This is a genomic window from Bacillus sp. JH7 (assembly GCF_001563515.1).
GTDB classification, from domain to species: domain Bacteria; phylum Bacillota; class Bacilli; order Bacillales; family Bacillaceae_G; genus Bacillus_A; species Bacillus_A cereus.
On record NZ_LPUS01000011.1, the window covers coordinates 315,939 to 340,181 of the forward strand.

The window sequence follows — 24,243 nt, forward strand, 5'->3', positions numbered from 1 at the left end:
TGTTGTAATTTGTCGAGATGGTAGGTATAATTTCAACCGGCATTTTCATGTATGGATGCACCATTTGTAGTTTTCGTGTAAAATTAGGAAATAAAACTTTTTATAAGGCAGGTACGAAAATGAAAATAGCTATTGTTACTGATAGTACGGCATATATACCGAAGCAAATTCGTGATGAACTCAATATATATATGATTCCATTAAACGTTGTGTTTGGAACAGAATCTTATCAAGAAGAAGCTGAAATTTCAGCAGATGATTTTTATGTGAAAGTACGTGAACAAGAGGAACTTCCAAAAACTTCTCAACCAGCAATCGGAAAGTTTGTTGAGCTATATGAAGAACTAGCTAAAGATTATGATGCAGTTATTAGTATTCACCTATCAAGTGGAATTAGTGGTACATATCAAACATCAACGACAGCTGGACAGATGGTAGAGGGTATTGATGTATACACGTATGACTCTGAAATTAGTTGTGAAGTACAAGGATTTTATGTGCGTGAAGGTGCAAAGTTAGCAAGTGAAGGAAAGAACCCGAAAGAGATTATCGCTCGTTTTGATGAAATGAAGAAAACGATGGACGCCTATTTTGTAGTTGATGATTTACATCATTTACAACGTGGTGGTCGATTAAATAGCGCGCAAGCTTTCATCGGCAGTCTGTTACAAGTGAAGCCAGTTTTATATTTTAGAGATAAAATCATTATTCCGTTTGAAAAGATTCGTACACGTAAAAAAGCATTAAAACGTATCATTGAAATTTTTGATGAGCAAGCAAGTAAAGGTGTACCTATGGAAGCAGTTATCATTCATGCGCAACGTGAAGAAGAAGCGAATGAATGGAAGAAAGAATTAGAAGCAAAATATCCTCACGTCACAATTCGTACAGGTTATTTTGGAGCTGTAATTGGTACGCACTTAGGTGAAGGTGCATTAGGTCTTGGATGGTATACGAAGTAATAAAGATATAAAAAGCTCTCTTTTTAAGAGGGTTTTTTTACGGGTATGTTACGTTTAGTTGACAAGTTAATATTTGGAAATGGTAAAATGTACGTAAAATAAAATAATGAGGAAAGTTTTATAACTTACTTTTTACAAGAAACTATATTATAATAGAAGAGAGGTGAAACATATGGAGCATAATTCTTGTTTATGTCCAAAGTTTGAGTCAGCTTTTACTCTGCTTAGTAAGAAGTGGACTGGCTTAATTATTAAATCTTTGCTTGAAGAGTCGAAACGTTTTAGAGAAATCGCAGATATTATCCCAAATATGAGCGATCGTATGTTGTCAGAGCGTTTAAAGGAATTGGAAAGCGAGGGCATTGTAGTTCGTAATGTCTATCCAGAAGTACCAGTTCGAATCGAGTATGGCTTAACTGACAAGGGAAAAGCGTTAGAAAGTGTTATGGATGAGGTCCAAAATTGGGCTGAGAAATGGATGAAGTAGTATTTCATTTGTATTCGTATATTTAATAAAACGTAAGGAATTCCTTACGTTTTTTCTTTGTTTATAGAAGTGAGAAAATTATATAAATTTCTACACATACATACAAAAATATACGCATTTTGCGCTAGAGCTACATATAATATTACATTTGTTTTACAAAAACGTAACATTAGCAAAAAAAATCCCGAATTATGGTATAAATTTTATAGGTTATATACGGAAAAAGAAAAAAGAAAGCGGTGTAAAAAATAAAATGAAAAAGCTAAAAATGGCATCTTGTGCATTAGTTGCAGGATTAATGTTTTCTGGGCTAACACCAAATGTATTTGCAGAAGATAAAATTTCTGATGTGAAATCACAAATTAACACGCAAAATGACACTTTACATAAACAACAACAAGAACGTGATGAATTACAAAAACAAATGAATGACTTAAACAAAACAATTCAAGGTTTAGATAAATCTGTTCAAGAGAATGCTGCAAAGCTTGATGAAACAACGAAAAAAGTTGCTGATACTGAGCAATTAATTGAAAAGAAAAATAAAGATATTGCAGAATTACAAACAAAGATTGCAAAACGTGAAGAGTTATTAAGAAAGCGTTTAGTTGCACTTCAAGAACAACCAAATACGAACGTTGTAACAGAAGTTCTTGTAAACTCTAAAAACGTTGCAGATTTAGTTGATCGTTTAACTTCTGTTTCTAAAATTCTTGAGTCTGATGAAGATATCATGAAAACACAACAAGAAGACCAAGCTAGTGTGAAAAAAGATGTTGCAACGGTAAAAGAAAAACAAAAAGAATTAAAAGAAGCACAAGCTCAAATTGAAACTGCTAAGAAAGAACTTGACGCTGAAAAAGAGAAAAAAGCAACAGCGGTAAACGATTTAAGCGGTAAAATGGATACAGTTGTAACTTCAATGACAAGTACGGAAGGTCAATTGAAAGAGCTTGAGAAACAAGCATTACAATTACAACGCATCGCCGAAGAAGAAGCACAAGCAAAAGCTGCACAAGAAGCTGCTGCTCAAAAACAAGCAGAGCAAGCTGCTAAAGCTGCGCAAGCTCAACCAGCACAAGCACCTGCAGAGCAAGCTGCACCGGCAAACAATGGTGGACAAGCTCAAAAAGAAGAGCCTAAAAAAGAAGCACCTAAAAAGGAAGAGCCTAAGAAAGAAGAGCCTAAAAAAGAAGCACCTAAACAAGAAGAGAAAAAACCAGCTCCAAATGTGGGTGGCGTAATTGGTAAAGCGCAAAGCTACTTAGGTTTACCATATGTTTGGGGAAGTGCATCTCCATCAAATGGTGGTTTTGACTGTAGTGGATTCATTTCTTACATCTTTGGTGTAGGTCGTCAAGACGTTGCAGGTTACTGGAACTCAGTTTCTAAAGTAGGTAGCCCACAACCAGGAGACTTAGTATTCTTCCAAGGTACTTATAAAGCAGGCCCATCTCACATCGGTATTTACGTTGGTAATGGCCAAATGATCCATGCTAGCGATAAAGGAATTGCGTACGGTGATATTAACAGTTCGTATAACAAAAAACATTTCTTAGGATACGGTCGATTCTAGGATTTATAAAAGAATAAAACATGTGTATAAAGTCGATAGCTTACTATTTTATAAGTAGGTTATCGGCTTTTTTAAGTTTTTACGAGATGATGAGAAAGGTTTATAGTAGTGCCGAATTGTGGAGAAAACATACTGGGACATGCAGTTTGGATCTTGTCTAAAATCGTAAAAAATACCACCTGATTGGCAGGGGAATCAATTGGAATTTCAATTGTGACATCTGAGAATTTTGGAGCTAACGGGGATGGTGGAATAGAAGGTAGCCTGAATACTGTCAAATGATTTTTACTAAAAGGTGATCCAAAAGAAGTGTTAAATTTTTATAAATACTTAACTATACATGTTGTTTAGAATGTGTGTATGGACAGTGTTATTCCTATTAAAACATAAAATTCAATCGAAAATATATCGTTTCTAACATTAATTCCTAATGAAGAAAAAAATAAATAGATGTAGCAATGTCGTATGAGTTCCTAAGTTTCATAATTTCTCCTTTAAAACTAGTAGTGTTAGTTCTAAGACTTAATCTATATATTATTATATAAAGTTTCTAACTCTGAAAGACTCTACCTTAGTATCGAAGTATTTTTTAAATGGTGATATTTATAATAGTAGTTGTTTCTGAGAAAAATTAAGTGAACAAGATGTTCTGTTTCTTTCTGTAATAATATGTTACTATACGATTTATATATGGGGGAGTAATAGGGGTTATGTTTTCTAAGATAAAATTATTTATGAAATCGAAGTTAAGGAGGGAAGTCCCTACTGAATTTTTAATTAGTAAAGGGTTAAGGGTGGGGGAAAATTTTAAAAGGTTGGATCATTGTATTATAGACTATTCTCATTGTTGGCTAATTACCATTGAAGATAATGTTACATTTGCTCCTAGAGTACATATATTGGTGCATGATGCTAGTACAAAAACACATTTGAATTACACAAAATAAGTCTTGTAAGAATAGGGAATAATGTATTTATTGGCGCGAAAACAACCGTTCTTCCGAATGTGAAAATAGGAAATAATGTAGTAATTGGGGCTGGAAGTATAGTGACTAATGATATACCTGATAATTCATTAGCTGTTGGAAATCCAGCTCGTGTTATAGGAAGTACTGACGATTATTTAAAAAAAGAAAAAGATAAAATGAAAAGTAGAATGTTGTTTGATGAAAGTTGGACCGAAAGAGGTAATATATCTGAAGAAAAGAAAGAAGAGATGATTGAAAAACTAAAAGATGGAACAGGTTATGTAATTTAAACCATTAAATATAAAAAAAATTATTTTTAATAAAATATGGATTTTCAGAACGAAAAGAGTGGTTCTAATCTACTCTTTTTTATTTTCTGATATATTTTTTTGGAATTTACAATTAAAACGTAGTATGGAAACAAGAAGGGAGAAATATGAAATTCGTAAAAAAATTTAATTTGGGATTGAAAAGTAATTTCACATTAATAGTTTTATTATTTTTAGTTTTTAGCATAGTCGGATGTAACAAGGTAAAGGATGAAACACCTCTTCGTAAATATGCGTCCGATCATTCAGTGTTAATTGGAACGGCGATTAATACTTCTGCCTTTATGGAAGATGAAGAATATAAAAAAGTTGTAAAAAGAGAATTTAATGTAGTTACTTTAGAAAATGAGTTAAAATTCAAAAGTATACACCCTGAAATAGATAGATACGATTTTTCAAAATCTAATCGTCTAATAGATTTCGCTCTAGAAAATAACCAAAAGGTAAGAGGGCACACTTTAGTGTGGGGTAACACTCTCCCTGATTGGGTAACAAAAGGAGATTTTTCAAGGGAGCAACTCAAAGGAATCTTAAAAAAACATATTCAAACGGTGGTTGGTCAATATAAAGGGAAAGTGTATGCATGGGATGTTGTAAATGAAGCATTTAATGATGATGGAACACTGCGAGATAACTTTTTACTAAGGAAAATAGGACCAGAATATATCGAGTTATCATATCGATGGGCACATGAAGCAGATCCATCTGCTCTATTATTTTACAATGATGATAGAAATGATGAGTTGAATAAGAAATCTGATGCTATATATAATGTTTTTAAAGACTTTAAGCAGCGTAATGTGCCAATACATGGTATAGGATTCCAAATGCATAAGAGTATTGATAAGCCAATTAAGTATGAAGAGATTTCTAATAATATAAGACGATTAGCTAAAGTCGGTTTAAAAGTGGAAATAACTGAAATGGATGTTCAAGTTCAAAATAGTACTGGATCATTAGAGAAAACCTTAGAAAAACAAGCAGATATGTATAAGGATACCTTGAATGTCTGTCTTTCAAATGAAAATTGCAGTACGTTTGTAATGTGGGGTTTTACAGATAAATATACTTGGGTTCCTGAATATACAGGAAAAGATGATAAACCGCTTATTTTCGATGAAAATTACAATCCGAAACCAGCATATAAGGCAATTCAAGGTATGCTTTTGAAAAAATAGGTGATCTTTGAATGAAATATGACTTTTATAGATTAAGAGTAGTATGTAGCAATTTTTTTCTTTTTGTTTTGAAATGGAAAGTGTAAGGGAAATAAGCTGGAAAAATCAAAGATTCAAAACATGGAAATACACCTTGTAACTGTTAGGTATAAAATAATTATATTAGAAATACTACACATTATATTGAAGATATGCATGCATGATAAAGAAAACATTTCTTAGGATACGGTCGATTCTAGGATTTATAAAAGAATAAAAAACGTGTATAAAGTCGATAGCTTACTATTTTATAAGTAGGTTATCGGCTTTTTTAAGTTTTTACGAGATGATGAGAAAGGTTTATAGTAGTGCTGGAGGTGATTGTTGATGCTAGCGGGGAAACAGTTGCTATTAGAAGAACTTTCTTCAGATTTACAGAGGGAATTAAACGATTTGAAAAAGAAGGGAGAGATCGTATGTGTACAAGGTGTAAAAAAGAAGAATTCTAAATATATGTGCCAACGCTGCGGAAATGTAGATCGGCGGCTATTTGCGTCGTTTTTATGTAAAAGGTGCAGTAAAGTGTGCGCATATTGCCGGAAGTGTATAACGATGGGGAGAGTAAGTGAATGTGCTGTACTTGTTCGCGGGATTGCTGAAAGAAAGAGAGAAAAGAATTCAAATTTGTTACAGTGGAACGGGACGTTGTCTACTGGCCAGAATTTGGCGGCGCAAGGGGTTATAGAGGCTATTAAGCAAAAAGAATCATTTTTTATTTGGGCTGTATGCGGGGCTGGGAAAACAGAGATGTTGTTTTACGGAATTAACGAAGCGCTTCAAAAAGGAGAAAGAGTTTGTATCGCAACGCCGAGAACGGATGTTGTTCTGGAATTAGCACCGAGATTGCAAGAAGTATTTCCATATATAAAGGTAGCGGCTTTATATGGAGGGAGTGTGGATAAAGAAAAAGATGCAGTACTAGTCGTTGCGACTACGCATCAATTATTACGTTATTATAGGGCGTTTCATGTCATGGTTGTAGATGAGATAGATGCTTTTCCATATTGTGCAGATCAAATGTTACAGTACGCGGTAAAACAAGCGATGAAAGAAAAAGCGGCGCGTATTTATTTAACTGCGACTCCAGATGAAACGTGGAAGCGAAAACTTAAACAAGGTAAACAAAAAGGTGTTATTGTTTCTGGACGATATCATCGTCATCCTTTGCCAGTTCCTTTATTTTGTTGGTGCGGGAATTGGAAAAAAAACCTCATTCATAAAAGAATTCCTCGAGTTTTACTACAGTGGTTACAAACATACTTAAATAAAAAATTCCCTATTTTTTTATTCGTCCCCCATGTGCGATATATAGAAGAAATAAGCTTGTTGTTAAAACCATTAAACAATCGAATTGAAGGTGTACATGCAGAAGATCCAGGGAGAAAAGAAAAAGTAGCGGCTTTCAGAAAGGGAGAAATCCCATTATTAGTTACAACGACAATTTTAGAGCGAGGCGTAACGGTGAAAAATTTGCAAGTTGCAGTTTTAGGGGCGGAAGAAGAAATATTTTCAGAAAGTGCGCTCGTACAAATTGCGGGCCGAGCAGGGCGGAGCTTTGAAGCACCGTATGGAGAGGTCATTTATTTTCACTATGGCAAGACAGAGGCGATGGTGCGCGCGAAAAAACATATTCAAGGTATGAATAAAAATGCGAAAGAACAAGGATTGATCGATTAATGCATTGTTTACTTTGTGATGAGTGTTTTGTAGAAAAGATTAGTTGGTACACTTTTTTTGTAAAGTGTCATAGAAAATATATATGTGATAGATGTGAGCAGAAACTTTCCTATATTATAGGAGAAATTTGCATGGAATGTGGGCGGCCTTTAGAATTTGTTCCTGCCTCATTTCAAGAAGACGGTATTTGTATAGATTGTATAAGGTGGATGAAAGAGGAGGAGTATCGTTCTTTTAAAAACCGTTCGTTATATATGTATGATGATGAAATGAAAGAAATAGTAGCGCAGTTTAAGTTTCGGGGGGATGCAGAGTTAGTGCACATTTTTTATCGTCCTTTTCGAAATTTATTTCAAAAGCATTTTGCCAATGTTTCAACTGTTATCGCTGTTCCGCTTAGTAAGGAAAGGGAAATTGAACGTGGTTTTAATCAAGCTGAGCTATTAGCAACTTGTTTGCCTGTCAAAATTTCTTATCCATCATTAAGAAGAAGGGAAACAGAAAAGCAAAGTAAGAAGACACGTAAAGAAAGGGTGTCAGGAAGCAATCCTTTTTATTTTCAGGGAGAAGAGATGTTTTCTGGGCAACATATTTTACTCGTTGATGACGTGTATACGACAGGGATTACAGTTAGGCAAATCGGAAGTTTGTTATATGAAAGAGGGGCAAGAGAAGTATCTAGTTTGACACTTTGTAGAAGTTAATATGGCAGTGTCGAAAGGGATAATAAAAAGGCGATAAGTCTTCTTTGACTTCATATGTTGTCATTCGTTATAGTCAAAATATGGGGCGAATGCCCTGATTTTTAGAGTGAAGGGAATGGAATGAACATGCAAGGAAGAGTGAAATGGTTCAATGCAGAAAAGGGATTTGGGTTTATTGAGCGTGAAGATGGTGACGATGTATTTGTCCATTTTTCTGCTATTCAACAAGATGGATATAAGTCATTAGAAGAAGGGCAACAAGTAGAGTTTGACATTGTAGATGGAGCACGTGGACCACAAGCAGCTAATGTTGTGAAACTGTAGGGGATATTGTTTTTGGAAGAGAAAGCTGCGTTTGTGGCAACGTTATATATATGTAGTAGAACCTCTTGTTTTTCGCAAGGGGTTTTTGTTATAGGGTAAGTTGTCAAAAAGTTGTTTCTTTTCTGTAACGAATTGTCCACAGAAACATTCGTTATTCACGATGTTAATAGGATAAAATAAAGATAGAAACGATGCATCTTTTCATTTCAACAAAAAACGATAAAAAAATTGCAATTCTACTAATTTTTTTAAAAAAGTTAGAAGGAGTTTTTAAGCCAATGTCGAAATTATAATACATAGGCTTGAAAGGAGGAATTCATCTATGAAATTCAACATTCGTGGTGAAAATATTGAAGTAACTCCAGCATTAAAGGAATATGTAGAGAAAAAACTAAGTAAGTTAGAGCGTTATTTTGATACATTCCCAGAGATTAAAGTTAATTTAAAAGTATACTCTGACAAGCAACGTGTCGAGGTAACAATACCATTTACTGATTTATTACTTCGTGCAGAAGAAACTAATAGCGATATGTACGCTGCTATCGATTTAGTAGTTGATAAAATTGAGCGACAAATTCGTAAACATAAAACAAAAGTAAATCGTAAGTTACGTGAGAAAGGTTCTATGAAAACGAACTTTATCCTTCCAGAAGCAGTAGCTGTTTTGGATGAGGTAGAAGAAGATGAATTAGAACTTGTACGTACAAAACGATTCGATTTAAAACCGATGGACGTTGAAGAGGCAATCCTACAAATGGATATGCTAGGACATAATTTCTTCGTCTTCACAAATGCTGATACAAACGAAACTAATGTTGTATATGGCCGTAAAGATGGGAAATACGGTTTAATCGAAACTAAATAATAATTCGAAAGCGCAGCCGAAATGGCTGCGCTTTTTTTGTATTTTTCGCAGCAAGATTAAAAAAGTTTTATAAGTAGCCGATTTCATTAAGAAATGATTTTTAGGCGGTATTTCCTCAAAACAGCAGGAGAAAATTCGAAATTTAGAGAGGTGAGTTACTCTTTATTATTTGGAACAAGCATAGGAATATAGCTACCTTTACAAGTAATTCTTTGCTAGGGATATAGTATTGTTTTTAAAAATTTAACGAAATGTTCGCAAGTGTAAAAGTAATATTAAATATTCTGAAATCCATTGAAGGTGTGTTGAGGTGTTGTTACCATAATATTGTATTATATTGATTTCGTTCCTTCAGTGGAAAAATACAATCAATATAATGCTACAAATTATCGGAGGTGCTTTTAGTGGGAATTAAGAAAAAAAGTCGTTTTATGTTTGGATCTGTTTTATCGTTAGGTATTTTAGCTAGTACTTTCGCTTTAACCGAACCGGCTAAGGCTAGTACAAGGGATGACCATGTGAATTTTACCTTTAGACTTTGGAGTCCATATGATTATACTAATGCACGTCCTAAAGAGACGCCTACCTCTATGTATATGCGTGTGAAGAGCAGTGAGAAGGGCGGAGGTTCTTTCAATGTTTGGACAGAAGCAGATAAAAATAAAAATGCAGAAGATAGAAAATGGGTAAATGTTTCAGGTAAGCATGAAGGAACAGTGATACCAGGTAGAACATATCTTTTTCAAAATTATGCATATGAAAACCATGGGAAAAATGTGCCTGTGAGATTTGGTGGTTATTCTAGAGAAAATAATGCTTATCCTACTGCTTGGAGTCCTGATAGTGTAAGACCTAGTGGACCTTACATTGAATATTGATTTAGAAATTATAAATTGAAATTATTTATTTTATAGTGCTAGAAAAAGTCGTATAGTTCCAAATCCGGATTATACGACTTTTCCTGCTATTTCATTTTTAAAATAGGAGGAGCTGTAATGAGGTTTATTTCAAAATATATTTTATTTTGTTTTTTTATATTGAGTATTAGTTTCTTAGTTTCTTGTCAAAAGAAAGTAGATGAACCTATTGTACATATTGAAGATACTTTAACGGAAAAAGATAATTTGAAAAGTATTGAATTAAAAGGAATTAACAAAAATACTATTTTTGAACAAGTGTTTTTGGAAAGTGAAAATGGTGATGATTTCTTTCAAGGACAAATAGAAAAAAATGATAGTTTAATAGAGGATAAGCTTTCAAATAAAAAATTGAAATTAGGAGTTATACCAGAAAATTATTATGTTTTTTTGACGGGTGTTACGAATAAGAAAAAACCAACGTATCTCTTGGGACGGATTGAACAAACTGATGGAGAAGTAATTCAGTGGAAACAAGAAGTTAAGAGTGTAAAAAGAAAAGGCACAAATGATGTTTATCAGTATGAAGTTGAGTTTCCTAAATTTGAAGGAGAGAGAGCAAATGTTTCTTTTCGTTACATTTGGTTAAATAAAGAAAAGAAATGTTATGGTGTTGCGGATCAATTGTTCATATTAAAAAAGATTTAAATTTAATGGTTTATGGAGGAGCTATAGATGAGTTACTTTTTAGGAAGGATTTTAAAAGGTAGGATGTTTTGGTTGTCTTTATTTATTATGTTAGTAATTGTTATTGCTCAATATATTGCTATGTTTGTGACAACTAAAGGATTTAACGATGCTGGGATTATAAAGGTATCCCCATATTTATCTAATATTTTATATTTTAATAGATTATCGTTTTATAGTGAGTTTTATTTACTTATATTTCCTATGCTTTCCGCAATGGCTGTAGCAGGGATTTATAGAATTGATAAAAATTATGGATTTATTTATCCTGTTATTTCTAAGATGGGAACATGTTATTATTTTAAGCTGCTTTATTTTATTAATTTTATTGTATCTTTTTTTATTATAAGTGTCCCTTTACTATTTAATTTTTATTTATATGTGATGACTTATCCAACAGTTGCTCCGCATCCAATATTAAATTATATGGCTTCTACTGTTTCGCCAACAGCTCAATTTCATATAGTTTATTATAAGTACCCTACTTTATATTTTCTAATGTATGTATTTTTAAATGGTTTATACGGTGCGGTTTTTTCGAGTTTAGCTTTATCAGTTTCGTTTTTTATAAAACGAGTTTATTTTATTTATTTAGTTCCATTTATTTTACATATTTTTTGGCTTGGTATTGGAAAAGGGATTCTCAATCCTAAAGATTATTTAATTAAAGATTTTGGCTTTTTTGAATTACAAATTTTTCTTAGTGTACTGTTATGTATTTGGTTTTGTTCTGTAGTTCTTTATTTACGGGGGAGTAGGAAGCATGTTCTTTTATAATGTTATGAAAGAAACTATAAGGATGAAATATGTTTGGTTAAGTATTCTTTTTGTACTTAATGTTAGTATCATTGGTTGCTTGTTCAATTATTTTGAACCCGGAATTGTAAAAGAGAAAATGAACGAATTGGAAGCTTTGTATAAGGTTATGTCGTTGTATAATTTGTCGACTATATTTATTCCTTTAACAATTGTTTTTTCTGTATATTCTATGTCGAACTTTTTTAGTATTTATGTTGTTTACAGAGTGAATAATGCATTGAAATTAGTTTCTATATATTATTTAAAACTATTCGTTTTTGTTTACTTTTTTGCTGGGAGTATGATTTTACAGTTGTTTTTGATGTCAACTATGATGGCTGTAACTAGTGTTGATGTAAATTATCCATTATTATTTTGCATTCAATTATTTGCGAGTGTTTTTATATGTATGATAAGTGCTTTATTGCAATTATTTTTACCTAGTTTACTTGTAATAATATGTATGATTACTGCTGTTTTATTAGATAGATTTATATTACATGGATTTTTATTTACAAATGCTTTTTATATAAATGTCTTTGAAGATGCTACTGGTTTATTTATACGCTTATTTGGCTGTTTTTTTATCTTTTTTATAAGTGTATGGATTTTATCTAAAAAAAGTTATATTTCTATGAATGATGAGACAGAGGTGGTCTAGTTTACATTATGATCTTATATTATTTGTTAAAAAGAGATTTATATGTAAGGTTTCGAGATTCCATCAAGATAATGGTTTTTTTATTCTTAATTTACGCTATTATTGCAATTGCCTTTTTATACAATCAGCCTCTTAGTAATGGTAAAGAATCTGTATTAGTAGATGTTACCTTTTATCGATTTTTTCATGGAGTAGATTTTGTGGATTTATCTTATTTTTATAAGGAGGGGCGATTTTCTATCCCTTTTTATTGGATATTCTTTCAAATCACTCCTTTGTTGCTTGTAGGGAATTTTGCTTTTTCAGATATTCAACAGAATGGTGTTTATTTATTTCCTCGTGTTAAGAAGAAGCATTTCCTGTGGTTAACGAAAATATTATCTTTGTTTTTTTATATAATTATTATTTGGATTGGTATGTATTTTATTTGGTTTAGCGCTTACTATTTGCTTTCTTTAGGCGAGTATAATTTTTTAAATTTATATAGTCAATTTCCTTATAAGATATTAGGTACTATGCTAATTCAAATAATTATAAGCTTTTTATTAGCTTTGATTTTTGAGTTTTTAACTTTTTATATACCGATAACTATTGTTTTTGTACTAATGTTGTTGTACCTATTTTTGTCTATTTTCTTTCATAGTATTTATTTTTTAGGCTCTTTTGTTATGCCAAATCGTTGGTATTTTGTTGATCACAGTTCAATTCAATTGACTTTAGGTAATAATCAATCTATTCAATATAATGATTTACTTTTAATAGGAGTAGTAATTGTTATTGTAATGATTTTATTAGGTAGTTTTTGTTTTAAAAAACTAGATGTGATAGGTGAATAATTTATGGACAATTATATTAAATGTGAATGTATGACGAAAAGATTAAAAGGAAATATTGTGTTAGATAATATTAGTTTGTCAGTAAAAAAAGGCGAATTTTTAGTTTTGAAGGGGCATAATGGCTCTGGTAAAACGATGATTTTACGCGCTATATCAGGGTTAATGCGCTTGAATTCTGGAGTTATTTATATAGATAATGAAATAATTGGAAAACAAAAGCAATTTCCTGATTCTATGGGAATATTGATTGAATATCCAAGTTTTATTCCAGGGTATACTGGTTTTCAGAATTTGAAATTTTTATCATCGATTAACAATAAAATCTCCGATGAGGAGATTTATAATATTATTCAAAGGGTTGGACTTGATAAAACAGATAAGAGAAAGTATAAAAGATACTCTTTAGGTATGAAACAACGTTTAGGGATAGCGCAAGCTTTAATGGAACAACCAAAATTACTGTTATTAGACGAGCCAACTAATGCTTTAGATAGTGATGGGATAAAAGATGTTTTAGATATTTTGAAAGTAGAAAAAGCCAAGGGAACGACTATTGTTGTAGCCAGTCATGATGTGCATGTTTTAGATAATGAAATGGTAGATCGTATTGTACATGTTAATAATGGAAAGTTGGTAGATTAAGAGTGACGAGAAAACATATCTTAATAAGTATTGGATTGTGTCTGTTGCTATGTATATTTGCTAGTTTATTAAGATTTAAAACATTAAATCTTAATAATGAATCTTATAAAGTGGTAAAAGATGAGTTTTTATCTAATAGAACTTTTGAAGATGGGCAAGGAGTTACGTTTCATGCACTCAATCCTCTTGATCCTACAAAAGTTTATAATCCCTATGAAGACCGTGAAGTAGTGACGTATGTTTTACCTTTAGATATTACAAATACAACAAATCGAGATATTAACTTGCTTAGTAATAAGTCTATTTCCGATACAATGTTTTATTCTAAAATAGGTGAGTTTTATAATTTAATCCCTTATTCAATGGAATTACCTAAAAAATATCAGTTTGATCCTGTAATACCTGCTGGTAAAACAGTACGAGGGTATATAGGGACAAATTATTTTATAGGAGATGACCCTTATAAAAATTATAAAAACTTTTCAAATGAATCAACTAAAGTGAAATTCATTTCTTGTATAAAAGATAAGAAAGGGAAATATCATGAATTAGAAATACCGATAAATTAATAAAATTTATGATTGATACAGCTATATTTTAATGGTGTTTGTAGATCTTGCAACATAACAATATCTTTTAAAGTCGGAGTTTTTTTGTAGGTGTAAGTATCTATGGATGCTGCACCTGCAAAGTTTCCGGCTTTTTGTAATTGTCGATTTAGATTTTATTAAGGAATTTCTGGTAGTCATATTCTTTAAAAGGAAACTTGAAAGAATATGACTTAGATTTAATACGAAATTTGTAACGTGAAATTGAAATAGCGAGACAGAGAAAAGGAACGTAACAAATGAAATAAAAACTTTTTCTGAATATAAGGCCCGACATCTTGCCGATTGTTGTCATAGTTATGAGACAAGTGTTACAATTATCATTAGGTATATACATTTTAGTTTTTTTAATTAGGAGAAAAATTGGCATAACATACATTTGATTTTTATAACGACTGATTGTAATAGAGAAAAAGAAAACAATCGGAAGTTTTATTTTAATAAAAAGAGGAGCGTATTTCCTATGATCGGTATTTTAAAAAAGGTGTTTGATGTAAATCAACGCCAAATTAAACGTATGCAAAAGACAGTTGAGCAAATTGATGCATTAGAGTCATCTATTAAGCCACTAACTGATGAACAATTAAAAGGAAAGACGCTTGAATTTAAAGAACGTCTAACAAAAGGTGAAACAGTAGATGATCTACTACCTGAAGCTTTTGCAGTTGTTCGCGAAGCGGCAACTCGTGTTCTTGGAATGCGTCCATATGGCGTACAGTTAATGGGTGGTATTGCCTTACATGAAGGCAATATTTCTGAGATGAAAACGGGTGAAGGTAAAACGTTAACATCTACATTACCTGTATATTTAAATGCTTTAACAGGAAAAGGTGTTCATGTTGTTACAGTCAATGAATACTTAGCACAACGTGATGCGAGCGAAATGGGACAACTTCATGAGTTCCTTGGCTTAACGGTAGGAATTAACTTAAATAGTATGTCACGCGAAGAGAAACAAGAAGCTTATGCTGCTGATATTACGTATAGCACAAATAATGAGCTTGGATTCGATTACTTACGTGATAACATGGTTTTATATAAAGAGCAGTGCGTTCAACGTCCACTTCACTTTGCTATTATCGATGAAGTCGATTCTATTTTAGTCGATGAAGCACGTACGCCGCTTATTATTTCAGGACAAGCTCAAAAATCAACAGAGCTATACATGTTTGCAAATGCATTTGTTCGTACGTTAGAAAATGAAAAAGATTATTCATTTGATGTGAAAACGAAAAATGTAATGCTAACAGAAGATGGTATTACGAAAGCGGAGAAAGCTTTCCATATTGAAAACTTATTCGATTTAAAACATGTAGCACTTCTTCACCATATTAATCAGGGACTTCGTGCACACGTTGTTATGCACCGTGATACAGATTATGTTGTACAAGAAGGCGAAATCGTAATTGTAGACCAATTCACTGGTCGTCTTATGAAAGGTCGTCGTTATAGCGAAGGATTACACCAAGCGATTGAAGCAAAAGAAGGTGTAGAAATTCAAAATGAAAGCATGACGCTTGCAACAATTACATTCCAGAACTACTTCCGTATGTATGAAAAATTATCTGGTATGACTGGTACAGCGAAAACAGAGGAAGAGGAATTCCGTAACATTTACAATATGAACGTTATTGTAATTCCGACCAACAAACCGATTATTCGTGATGATCGTGCCGATTTAATCTTTAAATCAATGGAAGGTAAGTTCAATGCTGTTGTTGAAGATATTGTAAATCGTCATAAAAAAGGACAACCTGTTCTTGTAGGTACAGTTGCAATTGAAACTTCAGAGCTTATTTCAAAAATGTTAACGCGTAAAGGTGTACGTCATAACATCTTAAATGCGAAAAACCATGCTCGTGAAGCAGATATCATTGCAGAGGCTGGTATGAAAGGTGCTGTAACAATCGCGACGAACATGGCAGGTCGTGGTACAGATATTAAGCTTGGAGACGATGTGAAAAACGTTGGTTTAGCAGTTATTGGTACAGAGCGTCACGAAAGTCGTCGTATTGATAATCAGTTACGTGGTCGTGCTGGTCGTCAAGGGGACCCTGGTGTTACGCAGTTCTACTTATCGATGGAAGATGAATTAATGCGCCGATTTGGTTCAGATAATATGAAAGCAATGATGGACCGCCTTGGTATGGATGATTCTCAGCCGATTGAAAGTAAAATGGTTTCTCGTGCGGTAGAATCTGCACAAAAACGTGTTGAAGGAAATAACTATGATGCACGTAAGCAGTTACTGCAATATGATGATGTACTTCGTCAACAACGTGAAGTTATTTACAAACAGCGTCAAGAGGTAATGGAGTCTGACAACTTACGCGGCATTATTGAAGGTATGATGAAATCTACAGTAGAACGTGCTGTTGCCCTTCATACACAAGAGGAAATTGAAGAAGATTGGAACATTAAAGGTCTTGTTGACTACTTAAATACAAACCTTCTTCAAGACGGAGATGTAAAAGAAGAAGAATTACGTCGCCTTGCTCCTGAGGAAATGAGCGAACCGATTATCGCGAAATTAATAGAGCGATACAATGAAAAGGAAAAGCTTATGCCAGAAGAGCAAATGCGTGAGTTTGAGAAGGTTGTTGTATTCCGCGTTGTAGATACGAAATGGACAGAGCATATTGATGCGATGGATCACCTTCGTGAAGGTATTCATTTACGTGCTTACGGTCAAATCGATCCACTTCGTGAGTACCAAATGGAAGGATTCGCGATGTTCGAGTCAATGGTTGCCTCTATTGAAGAGGAAATTTCTCGTTACATTATGAAAGCTGAAATTGAACAAAACTTAGAACGTCAAGAAGTTGTTCAAGGTGAAGCTGTTCATCCTTCTAGCGATGGCGAAGAAGCAAAGAAAAAGCCAGTTGTAAAAGGTGACCAAGTGGGCCGCAACGATTTATGTAAATGTGGTAGCGGTAAAAAATATAAAAACTGCTGTGGTATCGTTCAGTAATATAGGACGGTAGCTTTGGCTGTTTTGCAAACTTTTATATCAAAAATGTATAATTAAGAAGGATTAAACTCTCTCCGTAATAAGTGGAGAGAGTTTCCCTTGTTTTCATACGAAAGTAACAGCAATTACATAGAGGTGAAGGAAATGGAATTAGTAGAAATTAGACAGGAATTAGAGAAAATGGCTAAGCGATTAGCGGCTTTTAGGGGGTCTCTTTGACCTCCCTACTAAGGAGAAACAAATTGCAGAATTAGAAGAAAAAATGATGGGCGCAGGATTTTGGGATGACCAACAAGGCGCGCAAGCTGTAATTAATGAAGCGAATGCGTTAAAAGATATGGTTGGAAAGTTCCGTCAGTTAGATGAGACGTTCGAAAATTTAGAAATCACGCATGAGCTTTTAAAAGAAGAGTATGATGAAGATTTACATGAGGAATTAGAATCAGAAGTAAAAGGCTTAATTCAAGAAATGAATGAGTATGAGCTTCAGTTACTATTAAGTGATCCTTATGATAAAAATAATGCGATTTTAGAATTACATCCAGGTGCAGGTGGAACTGAGTCACAAGACTGGGGTTCTATGTTATTACGTATGTACACACGCTGGGCTGAAAAACGCGGATTCAAAGTAGAAACGGTTGATTATTTACCAGGTGATGAAGCTGGTATTAAGAGTGTAACTTTATTAATTAAAGGTCATAACGCTTACGGTTACTTAAAAGCAGAGAAAGGTGTACATCGTCTTGTACGTATTTCACCATTCGATTCTTCAGGGCGCCGTCATACATCGTTCGTATCTTGTGAAGTTGTACCAGAGTTCAATGATGAAGTTGAAATCGAAGTACGTACAGAAGATTTAAAAATTGATACGTACCGCGCAAGTGGAGCGGGTGGGCAGCACGTAAATACGACAGATTCAGCAGTTCGTATTACACATACACCGACAAATACAGTTGTAACGTGTCAGTCGGAGCGTTCTCAAATTAAAAACCGTGAGCATGCGATGAAGATGTTAAAAGCGAAATTATATCAAAAGAAACTAGAAGAGCAACAAGCAGAATTAGATGAAATTCGCGGAGAGCAAAAAGAAATCGGATGGGGTAGCCAAATCCGTTCTTACGTATTCCACCCGTATTCTCTTGTAAAAGACCATCGTACAAATACGGAGGTTGGTAACGTACAAGCTGTTATGGATGGAGAGATTGATCCATTTATTGATGCTTACTTACGTTCTCGCATCTAATAAGCGTAAAAAAAGCCAACGAAATTGTTGGCGCATGCTGAGGACAATAGAGGATATAAAGAATTTGATTCTATTTTTATAGATGAAGTAAAGAGGAAGAGAAGTTGGAAACGACAACTTCTCTTTTTGATGGGATTATATGTAGATTACAATGCTGTATATTGTTTTGTAAAAAGTAGAGAATAGTAAAATAGAGCGGTAATAGGGTAAAGATTTATATAGAACTTTTCTAATTTTTCTTTTAAAAAGGATACTTTATAGAAGTTTTTTAAGTTGTTCACAGAATTGAAACAACTTATGAAAGCTTTATTTTATCAAGGTTCTCACTGTATTTTTGAGGAATATGAAATACACCTTAGTTTTTCTATATAAAGATAATGCTTATAATGAAAATGAGTGTGTTAGGAATAAAAAGAATATCAACAATGGGGAGCGATAGAAGTGAAAAAGAAATTGTTGGCTATTGCGCTAGGGACATCGGTTGTTTTTGCTTTAGGAGCATGCGGAAATAAAGAAGAGAGTAAGTCTTCGAAACAGTCTGCAAGCACAGACAGCGCAGAACAAATTTTCCAAAGAAGTTGTGCGGGATGTCACGCAACAGATTTATCAGGGGCAACTGGACCTGATTTAAGAAAAGTAGGCGGTAAGTACGACGCTGCAGATATTGAAGAGATTATTAAAAAAGGCCGTGGTTCAATGTCACCAGGACTTATTCAAGGTGAAGATGCGAAAAAAGTATCTGAATGGTTAGCTGAACATAAATAAAAAGGTGAAATGGGCGAGTTGATAATATAGTCAGCTCGTTTTCCTTTTTTCTGGTATGTAACATAACTGTAACAAAAATGTATCCAAATTGGAAACCGTTTGATGTTACAATGGGGTTTGTAGAATTTTGCTGAAATATATTACATAGAGTGGTATTGCTTATGAGAAAGCATAAGTAAACTACCTTCAACAAGGATGACTAAATGAAAATGAAGGATGTCTTTTATTTTCAGATGTACAGAAAAGTATTTCGAAAAAAATCATTAAGTATTGGGTGATAAATAATGATAAAAATGACGAATGTTTATAAGGAGTACCCGAATGGTATGAAAGCCATTGCTGGTCTTACAGTTAACATTAAACAAGGTGAATTCGTATACGTAGTTGGACCGAGTGGAGCCGGGAAATCTACATTTATTAAAATGATGTATCGTGAAGAGAAACCATCTACAGGATCTATTAATGTAAATGGACTTACTATCGAAACATTGGCAGAAAGAGACGTTCCGTATTTTCGTCGTCAATTAGGCGTAATTTTCCAAGATTTTAAATTGCTACCTAAATTAACGGTATATGAGAATGTTTCGTTTGCTTTAGAAGTAATTGAAGAAGAACCGGATGCAATTCGTGAGCGTGTAACAGAAGTGCTAGGTCTTGTAGGCCTTGAAGATCGCGCAGACGCACTTCCAAGTGAGCTTTCAGGTGGGGAGCAACAACGTGTGGCTATTGCAAGAGCAATTGTAAATAGACCAAAGGTTGTAATTGCCGATGAGCCAACAGGTAACTTAGATATTGAAACAGCTCTTGATATTATGAATATTTTTACTCGCATTAATGAGCGCGGCACAACGATCGTTATGGCGACGCATAATGCAGATATCGTAAATACAATCCGTCATCGTGTAATCGCGATTGAAGGCGGAAAAATTGTTCGAGATGAGATTGAGGGAGGATACGGATATGAAGGCTAAGACCCTTAGTCGACATTTGCGAGAAGGTGTAAAGAATCTATCACGTAACGGATGGATGACATTTGCTTCTGTTAGTGCAGTAACAGTTACATTATTACTTGTAGGTGTCTTTTTAACAGCGATTATGAATATGAACCATTTTGCGACGAAAGTAGAGCAAGATGTAGAGATTCGTGTACACATTGATCCAGCTGCAAAAGAAGCGGATCAAAAGAAATTAGAAGAAGATATGAGTAAGATTGCAAAAGTAGATTCTATTAAATATTCTTCTAAAGAAGAAGAGTTAAAACGTTTAATTAAAAGCTTAGGTGATAGTGGAAAAACGTTTGAGTTATTTGAACAAGATAACCCACTTAAAAACGTATTCGTTGTAAAAGCAAAAGAACCAACCGATACAGCGACAATCGCGAAGAAGGTTGAAAAAATGCAGTTTGTTAGTAATGTTCAGTACGGAAAAGGGCAAGTTGAACGATTATTTGATACTGTAAAAACTGGTCGTAACATTGGGATTGCATTAATTGCTGGTCTTTTATTCACAGCGATGTTCTTAATCTCTAATACAATTAAAATTACAATTTATGCTCGTAGTACAGAAATTGAAATTATGAAACTTGTTGGTGCAACAAACTGGTTTATTCGTTGGCCATTCTTGCTAGAGGGATTATTCTTAGGAGTATTAGGATCAATTATTCCAATTGGCCTAATTCTAATTACGTATAATTCGTTGCAAGGTGTGTTTAATGAAAAACTTGGCGGAACAATTTTCGAGCTTCTACCATACAGTCCGTTCGTATTCCAATTAGCTGGTTTACTAGTGTTAATCGGTGCTTTAATCGGTATGTGGGGAAGTGTAATGTCAATTCGTCGCTTCTTAAAAGTATAAAAAGTTGCAAACATAATTCGTACAAGCTTATCATATAGTAGAAATAGGTAAAGGCATCACACACTGTGTGATGCCTTTTGCTACACCACCTGTGTGTTTTGGAAAGGGGAATTCCGCATTGAAACGTAGAGTTGCAATTATTGGAATGGTTGTTGCATTTTTAATTGGTGCTGGCGGAATGTTTGCAGGCATGTCTGTATTTGGGGTTAACCCATCAGAAGTAACGCAAACAATTTCGAGTGGGAATGCTAGCACTGCGCAAGGGAATTTGGCAAAAATTAATGAGGCGTATGCACTAATTGATTCACGTTATGTGGAAGACGTGAAAGATGAAAAGTTAGTTGAAGGTGCAATACAAGGTATGTTGTCTACGCTGAAGGACCCTTATTCCACGTATATGGATAAAGAAACAGCCAAACAGTTTAGTGAATCGCTTGATCCCGAATTAGAGGGGATTGGGGCTGAGGTGAACAAGACGGACGGTAAGCTTATTATCGTATCGCCAATTAAAGGTTCACCAGCAGAAAAGATAGGAATTAAACCGAATGACCAAATTTTATCTGTAGATGGAAACAGTGTGAAAGACTTATCACGTGAAGAAGCAGTATTAAAAATTCGTGGTAAAAAGGGAACGACTGTCGCAATTGAAATTAAACGTGCGGGAGTAACTGATCCGATCGTATTTAAAATTAAGCGTGAAAAGATTCCAATCTTTACAGTATTTAGTTCTGTGAAGCAAGAGAGCGGAAAAGATATCGGTTATATGCAAATCACTTCTTTTGCTGAAAATACAGCGAAAGAATTTAAGGATCAGTTAAAAGAGTTAGAGAAGAAAAATATAAAAGGCTTAGTTATTGACGTGCGTGGTAATCCTGGTGGCTATTTAAATAGTGTAGAAGATATACTAGGGGAAATTATGACGAATAAAAAGCCGATGCTACAAGTAGAGCAGCGAAATGGTGAGAAGAAGAAATTCTCTACGGAACTGAAAGAGAGAAAACCATATCCAATTTCAGTATTAATTGATAATGGAAGTGCTTCTGCTTCAGAGATTTTAGCGGGTGCGCTAAAAGAAGGAGAAGGATACGATTTAATTGGTGAAAAGACATTTGGTAAAGGTACTGTCCAGCAAGCTGTTCCATTTAAAGACGGCAGCAACATTAAATTAACGATGTTTAAATGGTTAACACCGGATGGGAACTGGATTCATAAAAAAGGAATCGCGCCAACAGTAGAAGTGAAGCAACCAAATTATTATCATGCGACACCAATTCAAATTGAAAAAACACTTTCATACAATTCAAATGATGTACAAGTAAAACATGCTCAAGAAATGCTTAAGAGCTTAGGGTATGTACCAGGTCGTGAAGATGGATACTTTAGTAAAGAGACAGAATCGGCTCTGAAAGCATTCCAAAATGCAAATGAGATGGAAGCGACAGGACAGCTTGATAAAAAGACAGCTGAAGCGATTCAAACTAAAATTATCGAAAAAATTCGTTCTGGAGAAAATGATCTACAATTACAGTCAGCATTAAAATTAATGGCAAAATAAGAAGAAATACAGGCAGTTTGCTGCCTGTATTTTTTTGTGTTAAACAAACGTTTGTTTAGTTATGATAATATAAAAAGAAAGAATGATATAAATGGTGGTGAATGAGTTCATGGAGGCGTGGATTTTTGAAATAATGCGGGCAGTTGGACGTTTTTTCTTACACCCTGCTGTCTATATATTTGTAATAAGTAGTATCTTCGTTGGATACTTACGTATGTTAAGAGAACGAAAAGATTTTTCTTTTAAAGTTTATGATATTTGGTTTGAACTGCGAACCTCTCTATTTGCAGGGATTGGATACGGATTAGTAGTATCTATTGTTACGATTGGGCTTGGACTTGTTGTTTCTAAAGCAAGCTTATGGGCCATTTTAATTTGGACGTTACTATTTGGATTAACGGCTATGTATCGATATTTATCGGCAGCTTATACATTTAGCATTGCGATTGTATGTGTTCTATTATCTTCTAAGCTACCAGTCTCCTTTTTACAGCTTCGAGAAGGTGAAGAGAGTACCATTGTATCCCTTGTTATTTTACTAGGCGTTATGCTTATTGTAGAAGGCTTATTGATTTCTAAAAACGCAGTAGGATATTCGACGCCGAGGATTAGGAAGGGGAAGCGTGGATTAAAGATTGGTTTACACGAATCAAAGCGTTTATGGATCGTTCCTATTTTTATTCTTGTACCGGGTGATGCGGTAACGCAGTTTATTTCATGGTGGCCTGTCGTTTCAATCGGTTCAAATACATATTCTCTATTCCTCGTTCCATTTTTAATTGGATTTATGAGAAAGATTAAAAGTTATGAGCCGACGGAAGCTTTATTATTTACAGGAAGACGTGTTTATGGATTAGCAGGACTTGTGCTCGTTTTAGGAATCGCAAGTTATTGGTGGCACGTACTTGCAATTATCGCGATGGGAGTCGCAATGCTTGGGCGTTTCACAATTTCGATGCAAGAGAAAATTGCCGATGAAACAAGACCAGCATATTTTGCTGCACGCAATGATGGGCTCGTTGTACTAGATACAATTCCAAATACAATTGGAGCAGAGCTAAAATTACTGCCTGGAGAAATTATTACGAAAGTAAATGGAGTCATTCCAAAAAGCGCCGAGGAATTTTATGATGCGCTTCAAACGAAGACGACAGGAGCATTTTGTAAATTAGAAGTATTAGATACAAATGGTGAGCTTCGTCTTGCACAAACTGCATTATATGCTGGTGGACATCACGAATTAGGTATTGTATTCGTTGAACAGGAGCATGAGTGGGATTCGGAAGCGATGTAATAGAAGGAATGGTATCACCTTGTGGTGGTACCTTTTTTATTTTTGGGGGATGGGAGAGTAGTTAGTAAATGAAATTTATATCGGCGATTATCCGAATATATCAGCGCAACTTGAAATATATCGGCGATTTTGCAAATATATCAGCGCAACTCGAAATATATCGGCGATTATTCGAATATATCGACTTTCCAGCAAAAAACGACAACTATCGCAAAGCTTATTTTCAGTTTCATAGACGGATAACTTGAATAATTATTTGATAATGGTTATCATTTAGGGAGTCTTTTTAATTTTGGAAAATGG

The 24,243-nt window shown here is 34.0% G+C and carries 23 protein-coding genes; all 23 read left to right on the forward strand.

Going from position 1 to position 24,243, the window contains the following annotated elements; genetic code table 11:
- Positions 1-119 precede the first annotated feature (119 nt).
- The 23 genes from AU379_RS18910 (at position 120) to AU379_RS19020 (ending at position 23,940) form a co-directional block, all read left to right on the forward strand.
- Positions 120-962: a DegV family protein gene (locus AU379_RS18910; RefSeq protein ID WP_000684725.1), complete on the forward strand. Its 843-nt coding sequence runs from the start codon at positions 120-122 to the stop codon at positions 960-962.
- Positions 963-1,134: 172 nt separating this feature from the next.
- A complete protein-coding gene (locus AU379_RS18915; RefSeq protein ID WP_000400857.1) occupies positions 1,135-1,449 on the forward strand; it encodes a helix-turn-helix domain-containing protein in 315 nt (104 codons plus the stop codon).
- A gap of 148 nt (positions 1,450-1,597) precedes the next feature.
- Entirely contained in the window at positions 1,598-3,025 is a 1,428-nt protein-coding gene (locus AU379_RS18920; RefSeq protein WP_000499480.1) for a C40 family peptidase, read from the forward strand.
- A gap of 1,048 nt (positions 3,026-4,073) precedes the next feature.
- Positions 4,074-4,283 carry a hypothetical protein gene (locus AU379_RS30995; protein WP_269769369.1) on the forward strand — a complete coding sequence of 70 codons (210 nt, stop codon included), beginning with the start codon at positions 4,074-4,076 and terminating at the stop codon, positions 4,281-4,283.
- A gap of 146 nt (positions 4,284-4,429) precedes the next feature.
- Positions 4,430-5,500 (forward strand): endo-1,4-beta-xylanase, encoded by a 1,071-nt coding sequence (locus AU379_RS18930; RefSeq protein ID WP_061139627.1) that lies wholly within the window; start codon positions 4,430-4,432, stop codon positions 5,498-5,500.
- Positions 5,501-5,866: 366 nt separating this feature from the next.
- Positions 5,867-7,216: an ATP-dependent helicase ComFA gene (gene comFA, locus AU379_RS18935; protein ID WP_000879428.1), complete on the forward strand. Its 1,350-nt coding sequence runs from the start codon at positions 5,867-5,869 to the stop codon at positions 7,214-7,216.
- The gene (locus AU379_RS18940; RefSeq protein ID WP_033685746.1) at positions 7,216-7,920 is read left to right on the forward strand and encodes a ComF family protein; all 705 of its coding nucleotides are present in this window, start codon (positions 7,216-7,218) and stop codon (positions 7,918-7,920) included. The genes comFA and AU379_RS18940 overlap by 1 nt, the downstream gene beginning before the upstream one ends.
- Before the next feature lie 126 nt (positions 7,921-8,046).
- Positions 8,047-8,244 carry a cold shock protein CspC gene (gene cspC, locus AU379_RS18945; RefSeq protein ID WP_001990088.1) on the forward strand — a complete coding sequence of 66 codons (198 nt, stop codon included), beginning with the start codon at positions 8,047-8,049 and terminating at the stop codon, positions 8,242-8,244.
- Positions 8,245-8,566: 322 nt separating this feature from the next.
- The gene (raiA, locus tag AU379_RS18950) at positions 8,567-9,109 is read left to right on the forward strand and encodes a ribosome-associated translation inhibitor RaiA (protein ID WP_000671186.1); all 543 of its coding nucleotides are present in this window, start codon (positions 8,567-8,569) and stop codon (positions 9,107-9,109) included.
- Between the two features lie 404 nt (positions 9,110-9,513).
- The gene (locus AU379_RS18955) at positions 9,514-9,987 is read left to right on the forward strand and encodes a hypothetical protein (RefSeq protein ID WP_000511548.1); all 474 of its coding nucleotides are present in this window, start codon (positions 9,514-9,516) and stop codon (positions 9,985-9,987) included.
- Between the two features lie 117 nt (positions 9,988-10,104).
- Positions 10,105-10,674 (forward strand): hypothetical protein, encoded by a 570-nt coding sequence (locus tag AU379_RS18960; RefSeq protein WP_061139628.1) that lies wholly within the window; start codon positions 10,105-10,107, stop codon positions 10,672-10,674.
- A 27-nt stretch (positions 10,675-10,701) separates the two neighbouring features.
- Entirely contained in the window at positions 10,702-11,490 is a 789-nt protein-coding gene (locus tag AU379_RS18965; RefSeq protein ID WP_000120044.1) for a hypothetical protein, read from the forward strand.
- Positions 11,477-12,172 (forward strand): hypothetical protein, encoded by a 696-nt coding sequence (locus AU379_RS18970; protein ID WP_000466510.1) that lies wholly within the window; start codon positions 11,477-11,479, stop codon positions 12,170-12,172. The genes AU379_RS18965 and AU379_RS18970 overlap by 14 nt, the downstream gene beginning before the upstream one ends.
- A 71-nt stretch (positions 12,173-12,243) precedes the next feature.
- Positions 12,244-13,008 carry a hypothetical protein gene (locus tag AU379_RS18975; RefSeq protein ID WP_044585110.1) on the forward strand — a complete coding sequence of 255 codons (765 nt, stop codon included), beginning with the start codon at positions 12,244-12,246 and terminating at the stop codon, positions 13,006-13,008.
- A 3-nt stretch (positions 13,009-13,011) separates the two neighbouring features.
- Positions 13,012-13,650, forward strand: a complete 639-nt coding sequence (locus AU379_RS18980; RefSeq protein WP_061139629.1) for an ATP-binding cassette domain-containing protein — start codon at positions 13,012-13,014, stop codon at positions 13,648-13,650.
- A 41-nt stretch (positions 13,651-13,691) separates the two neighbouring features.
- A complete protein-coding gene (locus AU379_RS18985; RefSeq protein ID WP_061139670.1) occupies positions 13,692-14,219 on the forward strand; it encodes a hypothetical protein in 528 nt (175 codons plus the stop codon).
- A 502-nt stretch (positions 14,220-14,721) separates the two neighbouring features.
- Positions 14,722-17,229 (forward strand): preprotein translocase subunit SecA, encoded by a 2,508-nt coding sequence (gene secA / locus AU379_RS18990; RefSeq protein WP_000579387.1) that lies wholly within the window; start codon positions 14,722-14,724, stop codon positions 17,227-17,229.
- 144 nt (positions 17,230-17,373) lie between these two features.
- A protein-coding gene (gene prfB / locus AU379_RS18995; RefSeq protein ID WP_096001716.1) for a peptide chain release factor 2 occupies positions 17,374-18,472 on the forward strand; the annotation gives its coding sequence in 2 pieces (ribosomal slippage) (positions 17,374-17,445 and positions 17,447-18,472; 1,098 coding nt in all).
- Positions 18,473-18,913: 441 nt separating this feature from the next.
- Entirely contained in the window at positions 18,914-19,237 is a 324-nt protein-coding gene (gene cccB / locus AU379_RS19000) for a cytochrome c551 (protein WP_000727971.1), read from the forward strand.
- Positions 19,238-19,521: 284 nt separating this feature from the next.
- Positions 19,522-20,208, forward strand: coding sequence for a cell division ATP-binding protein FtsE (ftsE, locus tag AU379_RS19005; RefSeq protein ID WP_000594321.1), 687 nt, complete (start codon positions 19,522-19,524; stop codon positions 20,206-20,208).
- Positions 20,198-21,091: a permease-like cell division protein FtsX gene (gene ftsX / locus AU379_RS19010; protein WP_000645027.1), complete on the forward strand. Its 894-nt coding sequence runs from the start codon at positions 20,198-20,200 to the stop codon at positions 21,089-21,091. Before ftsE ends, ftsX begins: the two co-directional genes overlap by 11 nt.
- Before the next feature lie 70 nt (positions 21,092-21,161).
- Positions 21,162-22,646, forward strand: coding sequence for a S41 family peptidase (locus AU379_RS19015; RefSeq protein WP_002005957.1), 1,485 nt, complete (start codon positions 21,162-21,164; stop codon positions 22,644-22,646).
- 109 nt (positions 22,647-22,755) lie between these two features.
- Positions 22,756-23,940, forward strand: a complete 1,185-nt coding sequence (locus AU379_RS19020; RefSeq protein ID WP_000388615.1) for a PDZ domain-containing protein — start codon at positions 22,756-22,758, stop codon at positions 23,938-23,940.
- Positions 23,941-24,243: the final 303 nt, after the last annotated feature.

What these genes read in the sequence shown, in the direction of transcription:
- AU379_RS18910 (WP_000684725.1), top strand. Translation starts at nt 120, where the DNA reads ATGAAAATAGCTATTGTTACTGATAGTACGGCATATATACCGAAGCAA.
- AU379_RS18915 (WP_000400857.1), top strand. Translation starts at nt 1,135, where the DNA reads ATGGAGCATAATTCTTGTTTATGTCCAAAGTTTGAGTCAGCTTTTACT.
- AU379_RS18930 (WP_061139627.1), top strand. Translation starts at nt 4,430, where the DNA reads ATGAAATTCGTAAAAAAATTTAATTTGGGATTGAAAAGTAATTTCACA.
- comFA (WP_000879428.1), top strand. Translation starts at nt 5,867, where the DNA reads ATGCTAGCGGGGAAACAGTTGCTATTAGAAGAACTTTCTTCAGATTTA.
- AU379_RS18940 (WP_033685746.1), top strand. Translation starts at nt 7,216, where the DNA reads ATGCATTGTTTACTTTGTGATGAGTGTTTTGTAGAAAAGATTAGTTGG.
- cspC (WP_001990088.1), top strand. Translation starts at nt 8,047, where the DNA reads ATGCAAGGAAGAGTGAAATGGTTCAATGCAGAAAAGGGATTTGGGTTT.
- raiA (WP_000671186.1), top strand. Translation starts at nt 8,567, where the DNA reads ATGAAATTCAACATTCGTGGTGAAAATATTGAAGTAACTCCAGCATTA.
- AU379_RS18960 (WP_061139628.1), top strand. Translation starts at nt 10,105, where the DNA reads ATGAGGTTTATTTCAAAATATATTTTATTTTGTTTTTTTATATTGAGT.
- AU379_RS18965 (WP_000120044.1), top strand. Translation starts at nt 10,702, where the DNA reads ATGAGTTACTTTTTAGGAAGGATTTTAAAAGGTAGGATGTTTTGGTTG.
- AU379_RS18970 (WP_000466510.1), top strand. Translation starts at nt 11,477, where the DNA reads ATGTTCTTTTATAATGTTATGAAAGAAACTATAAGGATGAAATATGTT.
- AU379_RS18975 (WP_044585110.1), top strand. Translation starts at nt 12,244, where the DNA reads ATGGTTTTTTTATTCTTAATTTACGCTATTATTGCAATTGCCTTTTTA.
- AU379_RS18980 (WP_061139629.1), top strand. Translation starts at nt 13,012, where the DNA reads ATGGACAATTATATTAAATGTGAATGTATGACGAAAAGATTAAAAGGA.
- secA (WP_000579387.1), top strand. Translation starts at nt 14,722, where the DNA reads ATGATCGGTATTTTAAAAAAGGTGTTTGATGTAAATCAACGCCAAATT.
- ftsE (WP_000594321.1), top strand. Translation starts at nt 19,522, where the DNA reads ATGATAAAAATGACGAATGTTTATAAGGAGTACCCGAATGGTATGAAA.
- ftsX (WP_000645027.1), top strand. Translation starts at nt 20,198, where the DNA reads ATGAAGGCTAAGACCCTTAGTCGACATTTGCGAGAAGGTGTAAAGAAT.
- AU379_RS19015 (WP_002005957.1), top strand. Translation starts at nt 21,162, where the DNA reads ATGCCTTTTGCTACACCACCTGTGTGTTTTGGAAAGGGGAATTCCGCA.
- AU379_RS19020 (WP_000388615.1), top strand. Translation starts at nt 22,756, where the DNA reads ATGGAGGCGTGGATTTTTGAAATAATGCGGGCAGTTGGACGTTTTTTC.